The 14,544-nt window shown below is 36.5% G+C and carries 14 protein-coding genes; 11 read left to right on the top strand and 3 right to left on the bottom strand.

Features of this window, described 5'->3' with window-relative positions; translation table 11 throughout:
* Positions 1–62: 62 nt before the first annotated feature.
* The 3 genes from EGT49_RS01200 to EGT49_RS01190 form a co-directional block, all read right to left on the bottom strand.
* Positions 63–707: a copper homeostasis protein CutC gene (locus EGT49_RS01200; RefSeq protein WP_135371195.1), complete on the bottom strand. Its 645-nt coding sequence runs from the start codon at positions 705–707 to the stop codon at positions 63–65.
* A 307-nt stretch (positions 708–1,014) separates the two neighbouring features.
* Complete coding sequence (locus EGT49_RS01195) at positions 1,015–1,854, bottom strand: undecaprenyl-diphosphate phosphatase (protein WP_135371135.1); 840 nt, start codon at positions 1,852–1,854, stop codon at positions 1,015–1,017.
* Positions 1,855–1,887: 33 nt separating this feature from the next.
* Positions 1,888–2,907, bottom strand: coding sequence for a lactonase family protein (locus EGT49_RS01190; RefSeq protein WP_135371134.1), 1,020 nt, complete (start codon positions 2,905–2,907; stop codon positions 1,888–1,890).
* Between the two features lie 69 nt (positions 2,908–2,976).
* Here EGT49_RS01190 and EGT49_RS01185 point away from each other — a divergent pair, with 69 nt between their 5' ends.
* The 11 genes from EGT49_RS01185 (at position 2,977) to recA (ending at position 14,441) form a co-directional block, all read left to right on the top strand.
* Entirely contained in the window at positions 2,977–4,176 is a 1,200-nt protein-coding gene (locus tag EGT49_RS01185) for an AI-2E family transporter (protein WP_135371133.1), read from the top strand.
* Between the two features lie 181 nt (positions 4,177–4,357).
* Entirely contained in the window at positions 4,358–4,867 is a 510-nt protein-coding gene (gene trmL, locus EGT49_RS01180) for a tRNA (uridine(34)/cytosine(34)/5-carboxymethylaminomethyluridine(34)-2'-O)-methyltransferase TrmL (RefSeq protein ID WP_135371132.1), read from the top strand.
* Between the two features lie 10 nt (positions 4,868–4,877).
* Positions 4,878–5,330 (top strand): DUF1149 family protein, encoded by a 453-nt coding sequence (locus EGT49_RS01175; protein WP_135371131.1) that lies wholly within the window; start codon positions 4,878–4,880, stop codon positions 5,328–5,330.
* A gap of 150 nt (positions 5,331–5,480) precedes the next feature.
* Positions 5,481–7,838, top strand: a complete 2,358-nt coding sequence (locus EGT49_RS01170) for a DNA translocase FtsK (RefSeq protein WP_135371130.1) — start codon at positions 5,481–5,483, stop codon at positions 7,836–7,838.
* A gap of 8 nt (positions 7,839–7,846) precedes the next feature.
* The gene (gene yfmF / locus EGT49_RS01165) at positions 7,847–9,118 is read left to right on the top strand and encodes an EF-P 5-aminopentanol modification-associated protein YfmF (protein ID WP_135371129.1); all 1,272 of its coding nucleotides are present in this window, start codon (positions 7,847–7,849) and stop codon (positions 9,116–9,118) included.
* A gap of 1 nt (position 9,119) precedes the next feature.
* Complete coding sequence (yfmH, locus tag EGT49_RS01160) at positions 9,120–10,358, top strand: EF-P 5-aminopentanol modification-associated protein YfmH (protein WP_135371128.1); 1,239 nt, start codon at positions 9,120–9,122, stop codon at positions 10,356–10,358.
* A 3-nt stretch (positions 10,359–10,361) separates the two neighbouring features.
* Positions 10,362–11,084 (top strand): elongation factor P 5-aminopentanone reductase, encoded by a 723-nt coding sequence (ymfI, locus tag EGT49_RS01155; protein WP_135371127.1) that lies wholly within the window; start codon positions 10,362–10,364, stop codon positions 11,082–11,084.
* A gap of 63 nt (positions 11,085–11,147) precedes the next feature.
* Positions 11,148–11,987 (top strand): helix-turn-helix domain-containing protein, encoded by an 840-nt coding sequence (locus EGT49_RS01150; protein WP_135371126.1) that lies wholly within the window; start codon positions 11,148–11,150, stop codon positions 11,985–11,987.
* A 73-nt stretch (positions 11,988–12,060) separates the two neighbouring features.
* Positions 12,061–12,645, top strand: coding sequence for a CDP-diacylglycerol--glycerol-3-phosphate 3-phosphatidyltransferase (gene pgsA / locus EGT49_RS01145; protein ID WP_135371125.1), 585 nt, complete (start codon positions 12,061–12,063; stop codon positions 12,643–12,645).
* A gap of 23 nt (positions 12,646–12,668) precedes the next feature.
* Positions 12,669–13,208: a CinA family protein gene (locus EGT49_RS01140; RefSeq protein WP_135371124.1), complete on the top strand. Its 540-nt coding sequence runs from the start codon at positions 12,669–12,671 to the stop codon at positions 13,206–13,208.
* 87 nt (positions 13,209–13,295) lie between these two features.
* Entirely contained in the window at positions 13,296–14,441 is a 1,146-nt protein-coding gene (gene recA / locus EGT49_RS01135; protein WP_425456239.1) for a recombinase RecA, read from the top strand.
* The last annotated feature ends 103 nt before the right edge of the window (positions 14,442–14,544 follow it).

The following is a 14,544-nucleotide window of genomic DNA, read 5'->3' as shown; positions in this document are numbered from 1 at the left end:
CAATGGACTATTATTGATTAGTCTTGTGTGCGTTGAGAATAGGTGCTGTTTTATTTTGTAAATTAATTGTTGATTCCGTCGATTACTTTTGTACCGTGAACTTCTTTGACACCGAGTTTTTCAGCGATGGCATCGCAGTTCTTGAAGTTAACTCCGCCACCCGGTAGAATCGTGATTCTTCCGTCAGCATAGTCAATATATTTTTTGATATTTCCTAAGGTGTCGTTGATATCAGTTGTCAGTGGTCCACCATGAGTTAGGATGCGGTCGACGTCGTGATCAACTAACCAATCAATAGCGTCTTTTTTGTTTTCTTCTGCTAAAGCATCAAAAGCCATGTGGAAAACTACTTGCATACCACTGGATGCAGCAATCAGTTGTTCCATAGCGTCTTCATCGATTGCTCCATCACTTGTCAAAGCACCGAAAGTAACGGCATCGACACCTAATTTTTGAGCCTCGAATAAATCTGATTCCATCATTTTGATCTCTAAATCGTTGTAAACAAAATTGCCACCACGAGGACGAATCATTTCGACTACTGGAATTGATTTTTCTTGAAGGTATTTAGTGGCTTCCTGCAATACACCGTGGCTGACAGTCGTACCACCGACAGCTAAATTGTCGTTTAATTCGATTCGGTTAGCACCTTTAGCGACGGCTAGGGGAATTTTAGTGAAATTTTCAACTGCGACTTCTTTAAAAATAATAATCAACCTCTTTTTTTGATATTTGATAAGTCCATTCTAACAAAATGGATAACGGTTACAACTTAATAATGTTGAGAAAATAAAAATCCGTGATAATCGAATTGATTATCACAGATTTTACTAACTATGACCTATTGTATTAATGCTAGAGAGGTGACTATGCAGTTCCACTTCTAGCTGAAACGAGTTACACAAGAGCAACTCCCTCCGAGATAACAAAATTTCAGGAATCACTCGCAAAGTGCGACGAGCAATTCCTGAAATTACGTTATCCTCCGGGAGCTGACCGCTCTTGTTCCACTCTCTAATTGACCATTGCTTTAATACCGAAGTAAGCAATCACAATGATAGCTAAGATGATTCTATACCAACCGAAGGCCTTGAAGTCATTACGTTTGATATAGTCAAGCAAGAATTTGATTGAGGCATAAGCCACAATAAATGAAACGAATGTACCAATCAGAAGAATAACAATTTGATCTCCTGAAAAAGTATTTCCTTTGGCAAAGAATTTACCAATCTTGATCAAACTAGCACCAAACATAGTTGGAATTGCTAGAAAGAATGAAAATTCAGTTGCGACGAATCTTGAAGTACCGATGGTCATACCACCTAGAATGGTTGCACCAGAACGTGATGTACCAGGAACCAGTGATAGAATTTGGAAAAGTCCAATTTGAAAAGCTGTCTTGTAAGATAAGCTATCTAAATCAGCTACTTGAGGAGTTTTATCCTTTAACCAATTTTCGACAACGATGAAAAGTACACCATAGATCAAAAGGGTAGCTGAAATAACTTGCCAACTAGTTAAATGAGCATCCATCCAATCATTCAAAGGTATACCGACTACAGCTGAAGGGATGATGGCTACAATTACTTTAAACCAAATATCCCACGTTTGTTTCTTGGCGTGACGGTCCTTTTTAGGTGAAAATGGATTCAATTTGTGGAAGTAAATGAGGATAACTGCCAAAATCGCTCCAAATTGAATAACTACCATAAACATGTTGATAAAAGCTGTGGATTCCTTTAATTTGATGAATTCATCAGCCAAATACAAGTGACCAGTAGAACTGATCGGTAGAAATTCAGTAAAACCTTCGATGATTCCAAGGATAATAGTTTTAATGATTTCAATGAACATAATAATTAATTATTCTCCTGACTAATTTTGGAACTAAATAAAGTGTACACATACACACTCAGGAATGGAAATATTATTTTCCAAACTAGTCAAAATTCCTTTTTTCTCGTTGCGCTTGAAAATAGTGATATTGTCGGAATCTTGGTTAGCAGCGACCAAGTAGTTTTCTGAAGGATCGAGATCGAAATCACGCGGACCTTTACCGTCAGTAGATGTTGTTGTGATCTTCTTCAAACGTGATCCATCTTCACTGACGCCAAACAAAGCGATTGTGTTAGCTCCACGAGTTGAAACATACAAGAACTTACCGTCCTTAGTAATTCTAATGGCAGCAGTAGTATTCTTTTGCTCATCTTTGGCAGCTTCGACTTCATCAACAAGTGTCAAGCCGGCAGTTTTAGCGTCATATTCCATAACTAAAACTTTGGATGACAACTCACAAGCAACGTAAACGTAAGGCTTAGTTGGATTGAAGACTAAGTGTCTTGGAGCATAGCCACTTGGTGCGATGTAGTTATTCATTAATTCTGGATTCTTTGGATCAGAAATATCATAAATGTAAATTCGATCAGCACCGTAATCACAAATAATCAATTTACCATCAGGAGTCAAAGCACTAAAGTGAGGCTTTGATTGGTCTTGTTCAACACGGGGACCATGACCCTCAAACTTAACTTCTGAGTAGTGTTCAATCTTACCATCATCAGTTAAATGATCGATTTTTACCTTGCTTAAATGGAAATAAGCACTGAAAATTAAATTGCGTGAAGCATCGAATTTTACGTATGAAGGAGAAGTTTCTTCTGAGAAATCTTCATCCAATAATTTAGGCTTGTCGCCGTTAATATCATAAACAACGATTCCACCACGATCATCTTTCTTAGCCAAAGCAATTAATTTCATATCATTTGTCACATCGATATAAGTTGGGCCGTTAAGCTCAAGTAAAACTTTTGGCGTTGACAATTCGCCATTTTCTGAATTCAGTTCGGCAGAGTAAACACCCTTACCATCTTTTTTTGTGTATCCACTAAAGAGAACCTTTTCAAACATTACAAAAACCTCCAAACATTGTATAGTATATAGTATATTCTTTATAGAAAATTTTTGGGGAGTACTTTTATGAAAGAAACACCGGAAAAAAGAAAAAGTTGGTTTTACCAATGGTTTCTAAACAACCAATTGACGGTGATTTTGATTAATGTTTTCTTAGTATTTTTGATTATTTATCTTTTTTCAAAAATAAGCTTTGTGTTTGATCCACTTAATCAAATTTTGGGAATTACGATGCCACCAGTAATTTTGGCTTTAGTGTTGTTTTATTTGATTAATCCGTTGATCAACGTTTTGGAAAGTAAATTTCACGTTAATCGAATTATCTCAATCTCGTTTGTATTTATTATTATTTTGGCACTCTTAATTTGGGGTGTAATGTCCTTAATTCCGTTTGTTCAAGAACAGATTCAGTCATTGATTAAAAATTGGCCTCAGTATTGGCGCTCACTAAGTGACAGTTTGCAAAATATGTTTTCTGATCCTAAGTTGCATGTCATTCGCGATCGGCTGGCTAATACCAATGAAAGTATTACCAAAAGTTTTGAAAAGTCGATGAACCAAATCCTACCACGAACCGTCAACAATATTGGATCAGCAGTAGGGGTCCTTACTAATGTTGTAGTAATTATCATGACGGCTCCGTTCATCCTTTTCTTTATGCTAAAAGATGATAAGAAGTTTAAACAATCTGTTGTAAAAATAATGCCTAATCGAATCAAACAATCAGTTGGTGACACACTTTCTGAAATCAGCCAGGCTTTGAGTTCTTATATTACTGGCCAGTTGACAGTTGCCTTTTGGGTAGCAGTGATGTTCTTTGTTGGTTATTTGATTATTGGTCAGCGTTACGCATTAGTACTGGGAATCGTCGCTGGTATTTTGAATTTGATTCCTTATATTGGTTCGACCTTAGCTTTGATCCCGTCATTAGTAATTGCAGCCTTCATTGCGCCATCGATGGTGGTCAAAGTTATTATCGTCTTTGTCGTAGAACAAACTGTGGAAACACGTGTGATTTCACCAATCATTGTTGGTAATAAGATGCAAATGCATCCAGTTACGACAATTTTAGTTTTATTAGTTTCAGCAGGGATGTATGGTTTGATTGGGATGGTCGCCGGAATTCCAATCTTTGCCATTATAAAGATTATTGTTGTTCGTATTTTTAACTGGTTTAAACGAAATTCTAATTGGTATGACGAAGATGATCAGAGTAAAAAAACTGAAGCAAAAGCAACAGAAACTACCAAAAAAGTTCACGAATAATTCAAATTTCTATTGTTCAGACTGGATATGTCGTATATAATATCTATTGAGTTTGCAGTTATTTGTTTTTCTCAGAAGAAGTTTTGACAAAAGCAAATAAATATCAGGCTTTACTAGCGCATGTCCTTGCTGTGGTTTTCACCGAGGGTATGCGCTTTTTTGTTAAAAAGGGAGAAGAGAAATGACTAATCACGTTGCACTATACGAGCCACTAATGCCAGCTAATACTGGAAACATTGCCAGAACTTGTGCTGGTACTAATACTAAATTGCACTTAATTCGTCCATTAGGTTTTAATACTGACGATGCTCATATGAAACGAGCTGGACTTGATTATTGGGATAAAGTAGATATCACTTATCACGATGACTTGAATGATTTCTTAGATTCAATTCCTGATGATAAGTATTTATACCTAATTACCAAATTCTCCGATAAAGTTTATAGTGATCAAGATTTTACAGATACATCAAAAGATCATTATTTCCTATTTGGTAAAGAAACAACTGGTTTACCAGAAGATTTTATGCGTCGTAATCCAGAAAAATGTTTAAGAATTCCAATGAGTGATAACATTCGTGCCTTGAATTTATCAAATAGTGTGGCTTTAGTTCTTTATGAAGCCGTTCGTCAACAAAAATTTGCTGGTTTGGAATTAAGTCATCATTACGAAAATGATAAATTAGATTAGGAGAAAAATTATGAAAATAATTAAGGGTGCTGTAAATGTTCAAGGATTCCACTATGATGTTGAATCAACGAGTGCTGATCCTAAGACGGAATTAAATATTAATATCGAACATCCTGATTTCAAGGATGAAAATGGACAACCATTGAACGAAGATAAAGGTAAAATTCTCCAGATCGTCGTTCCTTTCGAAATCCATCCAGAAAATGCACCATTTAAAGTTTCGGGCTTGATTGGACAAGTCGTTCAACCAGTTGGTTTCCATGGTGAAATTCAAGATCTTGAAGCAAAAGATGTTCAACAATTGTCACGTCCAGTAGTTGAGTATATTGAAACTTTAACTTATCAAGTAACCAGCGTCGCTTTAAATCAAGGTTTCTCATTGAATTTCAATAAAGATATTCAAATCGAACCAAATGATGCTTTGAAAGAATTAAAATCAAAAGAGAAGAAATCAGATAAATAGTATCGCCATTCTCCAGTCAATCACAGTTGTGTGGAAGGCGGTAAGCACCAAAACAAGAAGAAAATTAAACAGTCCAGCCGGGCTGTTTTTTTTGAGCTTCAAAAAAGGTATAATTTTAGATGATTACTTTAAGGATCGTGTGAGGTATTTATGGCAAGAAAAAAGGCAACTACAAAGCCTAGAAAGAGAAAAACAACAACGAATAATTCACGACTGATTAGATCACTGGTCAGTCTCGTGTGGATATTACTGTCTATTTTAGGATTATTCAAATTCGGTATTGTCGGAAAGACTTTTGACAATATTTATCGAATTTTTGTTGGTGACAGTTATCCTGTTTTATTGATCATTAGTATTTTTGTTGCAGCATTTATTATTGCAACCGGTAGAATACCTTTGATGACACCCAAACGTAACTTTGGTTTACTATTTGTATATTTGGGTACGTTAGTTATTCTGCATGGCATATTTTTCTCTAATATGTCGTTGTACCACAATTATAATTTGGTAACTTGGAATACACTGGCTACGGAAATGACTCAAGTATCAGTTGATAATTCAGTTGGTGGGGGAATGATTGGCTCGTACATTTATAGCTTCTACATGCCAATGTTTTCAACTGTTGGGACATATTTTGTAACGGCGTTATTAATTTTTATTGGTATTTTAATGTTGTTCAATGTAACGATGAAACAAGTTTCAATTGTGACAACTAATGTCTTAGTTTCATTCAAACATCTGTTGATCAAAATTAAAGATTCGTTCAGAGGCGGATACAGTAATTACGTTGAAACTCGTGCTACAGCAAAGACAGAGAAACAAAATTCGACACCACCCAAAGTCGAACGTGATGATGATAAGTTCAAAGATGTTAACAGCTTTGCTAAGAAAAAAGAACCGGCTAAGGAAGAGGATTCGGACTTTCATATCGACATGCCTAAAACTCCAGAGTTAAAGGCTGATGAAAATAAAGCCGAGGTTGTTTCTAAGCCTTATGGAATTGATGGGACTAAGGATAAAGATTTGCCTGATCCAGTTAGCACTAAGGAAACCGATGATAGTGATTATCAATTGCCAAGTGTTGATCTGTTGAAACAAGTTCCACAGACTGACCAGAGTGCAGAGGTCAAATTGATTGACGACAACAAAGATAAGTTGAAGCAAACTTTCAAGAGTTTTGGGGTTGATGTTGAAGTCAAGAAAGCAAGTCTAGGGCCAACAATCACTAAGTATGAAGTACAGCCGGCTGTTGGGGTCAAGGTAAGTAAAATTGTTAATTTAGCTGATGATTTGGCATTAGCTCTTGCAGCTAAAGATATTCGTATTGAAGCTCCAATTCCTGGTAAGTCATTTGTCGGGATTGAAGTTCCTAATCAGACTATTTCAACTGTTTCCTTTAGAGATATTACTGAGAATCAAAAAGATAAGACGCATCCGTTGGTAGTGCCTTTAGGAAAAGAAGTTTCCGGAAACATTATTGAAGCTGATATCACGAAAATGCCCCATTTATTGATTGCTGGATCTACTGGTAGTGGTAAATCAGTTGCCATCAATACGATTATTACTGGTATTTTGATGAAAGCCAAACCAAGTGAAGTTAAATTGATTTTGATTGATCCTAAGATGGTTGAATTGAATGTTTATAACGGTATACCGCATCTCTTGATTCCAGTTGTAACTGATGCTAGAAGAGCTGCTGGAGCGTTGCAAAAAGCAGTTAAGGAAATGGAACGGCGTTATAAACTCTTCGCAGATACTAGTCACCGTAACATTGGTGAGTATAACGCTGACGTTGATAAGTTTAATGAGACAGCGGCTGATGAGGATAAAATGGAACGCCTTCCTTATATCGTCGTTATTGTCGATGAGTTATCTGACTTGATGATGGTAGCGGGGCATGAAGTTGAAGCTGCTATTGTTCGTTTGGCACAAATGGCTCGTGCGGCAGGTTTACACATTATTATTGCAACGCAACGTCCATCAGTTGATGTTATTACTGGTTTGATCAAAGCTAATATCCCTTCACGAATTGCCTTTGCGGTTTCTAGTGGGGTTGACTCACGAACAATTCTTGATTCGGTTGGAGCTGAAAAATTACTAGGTCGAGGAGATATGCTCTTTCAACCGATTGGTAAAAGTAAGCCAGTTCGTCTTCAAGGGGCTTACATTTCTGAGTCTGAAGTTGAAAATGTAGTTAACTTTGTAAGTAATCAACAAGAAGCTGAGTATGATGAAGATATGATTCCGACTGATGTTGATGAAGGTTCATCCAGTGGCGGCGGTGATAAGCCAAATGATGAATATTGGGATGATGCAGTTGATCTAATTGTTAAACAACAATCAGCCAGTGTCTCAATGTTACAAAGAAGATTCCAAATTGGTTATAATCGGGCTGCTCGTATGGTCGATCAGATGGAAGAAAAAGGAATTGTTGGACCGAGTGAAGGTAGTAAACCACGCAAGGTCTTGATAACGGAAGAACAACTCGAAACAATGAGAAAAAATTAGGTGAAAAATTGAAACAAACACTAGCAAAGAATGTCTTTTTAAATATCAATCCAATAAAAAAATTTCGAACGATTAAAATTCAAGTCGATTTTTTACGGCCCTTAAAAAAAGATGAAACGACTGGACGACGTTTATTGGCGAACGTCTTGTCTAACTCGACGCAAAATTATCCTAGTTTTCAAGCGATAAATGACCGTGAAATGGATCTATATGGCTCAGAGATCAACGTGTATACCCGTAATTTATTGAATTTCAATGATTTGGCTTTTAGCGTTGAATTCGCTGATCCTAGTTTTTTGATCGGTTCGCAAACACAAATTAAAGATAATTTGGACTTATTAGGAGAAATTATTTTTAAACCCAATTTGAAGGGCAGTAATTTTGATGAGACAGCCTTTTCGACTGAAAAACGGAATTTAATGTCTAATTTGATGTCGATTCAAGACAATCAAGATTTGGTCAGCGCTCTAGGGCTGATTAAACTGATTTATAAAAATGATCCCGACCGACAAGTTCCGATTTTTGGTGATATTGATCAATTGGAACATATCACTGGTGAACAATTATTAGATATTTATCAAGATGTGATTGCTAACGATGCAGTCATAATCAATGTGGTTGGTAATGTCGATCAAGATAAATTCTTAGAAGATATCAAGCAAAGCATTTTTGGACAAGCCTTGAAGGGTGATCGGAATGATTTGCAAATTACTTTTAGCAACTTTGATGATTTAGTTAAGCAACCGGCCAGTGAAACTGAACACAAGCACCTTAATCAAAGTCGGATCGGTTTAGCGTATGAAACTAGTCTTTCAAAAGGCGTTAATCGTCTAGCTCCACAAATTATGAATTTGATTTTGGGTGGAGATGATCAGTCACAGTTGTTCTTGCAAGTTCGCGAAAAGAATAGTCTGGCTTATTCCGTTTCTAGTAGTTACCAACCGCTCAGTCACTTAGTCACCATTCAAGCTGGATTGGACGCCAATTCGATCGACAAAGCTCTACATTTGATCAATGAACAGATTGCTTACATCAAAGAAGGCAAGGTCACTGATGAGCAAATTAGACATGCGCAGAAAGTAATGTTGACGCAACGCAAGATTTCTAGTGATACGATTCAGCATTACATCATGCGGGGAATTTGGGAGACTGTCTATCCGAAGACACTTTTGAATGATGAACAATTTGAACAGGAACTAAACGACCTAGACCGAGCACATATTGCTGGTGTTGCTGAAAATATGCATGCAATTGCCCAGTATCAATTGATTGGAGACTAATATGACACAAAGATTGAAAAATCACGTTACAAAATTACCGAATGGCTTTCAAATATCAGTAGTACCTTTGACTGGATTCAATCAAGTTTATGGCGTTGCGATGGCTAATTTTGGGTCTGTTGATACTTTGCAAAATAATAAGCAGTTGCCAGCAGGGATTGCTCACTTTATTGAACACAAGTTATTTGCTAAACCGGGATATGATATTTCAGAAAAATTTGCTAAATTTGGTGCCAATTCAAATGCCTATACGAGTTACACCAAGACGGCTTATCTGTTTCAAACTCTAGAAAAGCCTTATGAAAATTTGAAGGTTTTACTTGATTTAATCCAAAACCCACATTTTACGGCTAATAACGTGGCTTCGGAACGAGGAATTATTGATCAGGAGATTCAGATGTATTTGGATATGCCAGAGTTCGTATTGGAACAGAAGATTCTAGCTCAACTTTATCCGAATGATCCAATTGCCGAAGACATTGCTGGTAGTAGTGAGTCTTTGCAACAAATCAATCACAAAAATCTTTTAGAGACTTATCAAAATAATTATCGACCAGATAATATGGATCTTGTAATTGTCGGTGATGTAGATTTTGAAAAAATTGAAAATATTGTTCAAAATTCTAATTTTCAAAAGAATGGGGCTCCAGTTCAAAAAGCACTTAATCAATTTGAGAAAATTGGTGCTGGTGGTCAAGAATTTATGGATATCACGCAAGCTCGATCAGCGTATGGAATTAGAATTGACAGCGATTTGAGCGGTTATGAATTAGTCAGACATCAATTTATGATGAACATGGTTATGGAAACCTTGATTGGTGAATCGTCACCCAATTATCAAGAAATGAGCGATTTGAAGATAATTGATGATAGTTTTTCATATAATGTGGTTGCAGAAAACAACTATTGTTTTATCATTATTAGTGGGTCAACTAATAATTCTGAACAATTTCAAGAATATCTTCATGATCACTTGTCTTATGAATCATTAGTCAAAGTTTTATCAGATGAAAAATTTGAACGTATCAAACGTGATGCAATCGGTGCATATTTATTTGCTCAAAATTCACCTGAAGCGATTGCCAATCAGATGGCAGAATTGAACTTTTATGATGTTGACTATTTACAATTAGTTGAAATGATCAACTCGATTCAAAAGGATGATTTGTTAGAAGTTTCCAAGAAGTTTTTAAAAGATGACAATAGTACCTACTACAATTTATTACCAAATAGGAAGTAAGCTATGTACGCATTGATTATGGGCAGTTCCGGCGATATCGGTACCAGTACGGCCAAAAATTTGGCCAAAAAAGGATGGTCACTTTATTTGCATTACAACCGTAATGCAGCACGAATTGAAAAGTTGACGCAAGAATTAACGCAAAATTATCCTCATCAAGATTTCATACCAATTCAATTTGATATGGAAAATGACTCTGTGGATAAATTGACGCAACAAATTTTTGGGTTAGATGCAGTTGTTTTTGCACAGGGAAATACTTACTATAAGTTGTTAGTGGACATTTCTGAAAAAGAAATCGATTCACTGTGGAAGATCCATGTTAAGTTGCCAATTTTAATCTTACAGCAATTACAAGATAAGCTAGCAAAAACTCATCATGGACGCATTGTTTTTATCGGTTCAATCTATGGTAAAGTTGGCTCGGCGATGGAAGTTGTCTATAGTACCGTCAAAGGAGCTATGTCTTCATTTGCAGATGCATATGCTAAAGAGGTTGCTTCCTTGGGGCTATCGGTTAATGTTGTAGCCCCTGGAGCCGTCAACACGAAGATGAACACGCAAGAGTTCAGTAGTGAAGACCTCGAAAATGTAAAAGATGAAATACCAGCAGATCGGCTGGCAAATCCTGATGAAATAGCTGATTTGGTCAGTTATCTAGTCAATATCAAATCAAATTATTTAACTGGACAGACGATTTATTTCGCCGGAGGTTGGTTGTTGTAGTCGTTGGTAGTTAGATAATAATTTATGTTATACTTAGAAAAATTAGTTAATCGGTGGTAAATAATGGACGAAATTGGCCAAAAGTTAAGAAATGCCCGTATCAAAAAGGGCTACACAATTGATGATTTACAACAAATCACAAAAATACAAAAGAGATATTTAATCGCAATCGAAGAAGGTCAATTTGATCATCTTCCAGGTGACTTTTATGTCAGAGCATTTATCAAACAGTATTCAGATGCTGTCGGTATTTCAAGCGATGACTTGTTAGAGGAATATAAAGCAGATATTCCTAATTCACAACCTAAGCAAGAAGCCGCACCACAAGAAACAAAGACTCGTACGATCAAAGAAGAATCCAATTCATTCTTCTCTAATTTAGGTAATTATATTCCCCAAATCGTTGTTGGAATCGTTGTTTTAGTAATTATCGGTGTAATTGCTTTTGGAATGATCCATCGCTCTCAAAGTACTTCTAGTGTGACAATTCCTAAGGATAATACGGAACAAACCACAAAGAAGAAGACAAAAAAAGCTAAGAAGACCACTGCTAAAAAGGAAACTAAGAAAGCAGCAACGAAGACGGTTAGTGTCACGAAAACAGATACAGCTGATACTTATACAGTTAAGAATATGCCTACAGATGGCTTGAAGGTTGAAGTTGCTGCCAAGAATGGTCAAGCTTGGATCCAATTTACAGAAGGTTCAAACACCACTTGGCAACAAGCTCTTAGTGCTGATGAAAAGAAAGAAACTACTGTGCCTGCTGATACTACTAGTTTCAAGATTCAAACTGGTAATGTTAATAACACAACAATTACGATTGATGGCAAGTCTATAGACTTGAGTAGCAGTGATAACAGTTCAATTGTCAGAACACTTACATTTAATGTTGAAAAATAAACTAATGGTGTCTAATCTATTTATGGTGGGCACCATTATTTTTTAAAAACACATTTTTTTGGAGGATATTTTAATGGTTTGGAATTTACCTAACAAATTAACCATGATTCGAATTTTCTTAATACCGGTATTTATTATTTTACTTGCGTTTGATTGGTCTGATTGGGGAGACCTATTCGTTTTAGGAGACTTGATTCCAATGAGTCACGTCTTTGCAACGGTAGTCTTTATTGCTGCATCATTGACAGATTTAGCAGACGGAAAGATTGCTAGAAAACATCATTTGGTAACTAACTTCGGTAAGTTTGCTGATACGTTGGCAGATAAAATGCTCGTTATGACAGCCTTTATTTTTCTAGTAAGTTTTAAAATGGCTCCAGCTTGGGTCGTAGCAATTATCGTTTGTCGTGAATTAGCTGTTACTGGTTTGCGAACGATTGTTTTAGAAGAGGGTGGCAAGGTCATGGCCGCACAAATGCCTGGTAAGATCAAAACTACTACTCAAATGTTGGCAATTATTTTCTTGTTGATGCATAATATTTTCTTCTCAGCAATTAATATTCCAATCGGACAAATTTTCTTATACATCTGTTTGATTTTTACAATTTACTCAGGTGCTGATTATTTCTATCAAGCTAGAGATATTTTCAAAAGATAATACGTAATTTGGAAGTGAGAGCAATGGATGAAGCAAACAATATTTTAAAAAATGTTGAAACGACTGATTTTGAAAAGGGCATGCCAACAAAATGGCAAGATTTCTCAACTAAAACAATCGATTTGTTGAAAGAAAAGCACTTAAAAGTGACGGCTGCCGAAAGTTTGACGGCGGGATTATTTCAAGCTACTGTAGCATCCGTTCCTGGAGCCTCTAACGTCTTTGATGGTGGCTTTGTCACTTATGCTGATTCAGTAAAAATCGATCTTCTAGGGATGAATCCAAAGCTTATTGAGCAATATACGGTTGTGAGTGCACCAGTTGCTGAAGCTATGTCCAAATTGTCTGCTGAAAAGTTATCGGCTGACTTAGGACTCGGTTTCACTGGGGTGGCCGGCCCGGATCCATTGGAAGGAAATCCAGTTGGTACCGTCTTTATCGGTGCTACGAATCGGAAAAATCAAGAAAAAGAAATTCAAAAATTCCACTTTACAGGCTCTAGACAAGCGATTCGTTTGAAGTCAGTTCTTTGCGGATTTGCTCTCATTTGGAAAATTTTATAAAGAACAAACATTTGTTCGCTTTTTTCTTGCTTTTTTGGTGAATTACTAATAATATACTTAGTGATGAATGCATTAGGAGGAAAGAATTTGGCTAAAGATGAACGTCAAAAGGCTTTGGATGTAGCCTTAAAGAAGATTGAAAAGGATTTTGGTAAAGGTGCCATTATGAGAATGGGTGATGATTTGAACACCCAAATTTCAACAGTTTCAACAGGTTCACTAGCCTTAGACAATGCGCTAGGTGTTGGTGGATTTCCTCGTGGAAGAATCGTTGAAATCTATGGTCCAGAAAGTTCTGGTAAAACTACCGTCGCCTTGCACGCTGTTGCTGAAGTGCAAAAACAAGGTGGAACAGCAGCTTATATTGATGCTGAAAACGCCATGGATCCTGAATATGCTAAAGCATTAGGTGTTAATATTGATGATTTATTACTTTCTCAACCAGATACTGGTGAACAAGGTTTGGAAATTGCTGATGCCTTGGTATCCAGTGGTGCGGTCGACATCGTCGTTGTCGATTCAGTTGCAGCCTTAGTTCCACGTGCTGAAATTGAAGGTGAAATGGGTGATGCTCACGTTGGTCTACAAGCTAGATTGATGTCTCAAGCCCTTAGAAAATTGTCTGGTTCAATTAATAAAACTAAGACGATTGCGCTCTTTATCAACCAAATCCGTGAAAAAGTCGGTATCATGTTTGGTAACCCTGAAACTACTCCTGGTGGACGCGCTTTGAAATTCTATTCAACAATCAGACTAGAAGTCCGTCGTGCTGAACAAATTAAAGATGGTTCTGACGTTATTGGTAACAGAACTAAAATTAAAGTTGTTAAGAACAAGGTGGCTCCACCATTTAAAGTTGCTTTAGTTGATATTATGTATGGTAAAGGTATTTCCCAAACTGGTGAGTTAGTTGATATGGCTGTCGATAAAGATATTATCGATAAGAGTGGCTCTTGGTACTCATACGGTGATGAAAGAATCGGTCAAGGTCGTGAGAACGCTAAGACTTACTTGGCTGAAAATCCTGACAAGATGGAAGAAATCAAGAAAAAGGTCCGTGACGCTTATGGCATGGATGGTAAAAAAGAAGATGCTGACGCTGACAAGTCTGATCCAGATGACAAGGCGGAAGATAAAAAAGATTCAAAAGCTAAAAAAGATTCAAAATCTGACGATAAAAAGAGCGAAAATATTGATTTAATTCCTGATTCCAATAAAAAAGAGACTGAATAAGTCTCTTTTTTTCTTTTTACTTGGTTGACAGGCTATATTTATTCTATAATATTAAGTTGTATGTAAATAATTTGTAACAATAAATTTTACAAACAAATCTTTT

This window comes from Companilactobacillus suantsaicola, from assembly GCF_004745525.1.
GTDB lineage: Bacteria > Bacillota > Bacilli > Lactobacillales > Lactobacillaceae > Companilactobacillus > Companilactobacillus suantsaicola.
Note: the sequence above shows the minus strand (reverse complement) of the source record. Positions and strands in the feature narration are given on the sequence as shown.

Coding starts and splice junctions, on each gene's coding strand:
- EGT49_RS01195 (WP_135371135.1), bottom strand. CDS start 1,854: ATGTTCATTGAAATCATTAAAACTATTATCCTTGGAATCATCGAAGGT.
- EGT49_RS01190 (WP_135371134.1), bottom strand. CDS start 2,907: ATGTTTGAAAAGGTTCTCTTTAGTGGATACACAAAAAAAGATGGTAAG.
- EGT49_RS01185 (WP_135371133.1), top strand. CDS start 2,977: ATGAAAGAAACACCGGAAAAAAGAAAAAGTTGGTTTTACCAATGGTTT.
- trmL (WP_135371132.1), top strand. CDS start 4,358: ATGACTAATCACGTTGCACTATACGAGCCACTAATGCCAGCTAATACT.
- EGT49_RS01175 (WP_135371131.1), top strand. CDS start 4,878: ATGAAAATAATTAAGGGTGCTGTAAATGTTCAAGGATTCCACTATGAT.
- EGT49_RS01170 (WP_135371130.1), top strand. CDS start 5,481: ATGGCAAGAAAAAAGGCAACTACAAAGCCTAGAAAGAGAAAAACAACA.
- yfmH (WP_135371128.1), top strand. CDS start 9,120: ATGACACAAAGATTGAAAAATCACGTTACAAAATTACCGAATGGCTTT.
- ymfI (WP_135371127.1), top strand. CDS start 10,362: ATGTACGCATTGATTATGGGCAGTTCCGGCGATATCGGTACCAGTACG.
- EGT49_RS01150 (WP_135371126.1), top strand. CDS start 11,148: ATGGACGAAATTGGCCAAAAGTTAAGAAATGCCCGTATCAAAAAGGGC.
- pgsA (WP_135371125.1), top strand. CDS start 12,061: ATGGTTTGGAATTTACCTAACAAATTAACCATGATTCGAATTTTCTTA.
- EGT49_RS01140 (WP_135371124.1), top strand. CDS start 12,669: ATGGATGAAGCAAACAATATTTTAAAAAATGTTGAAACGACTGATTTT.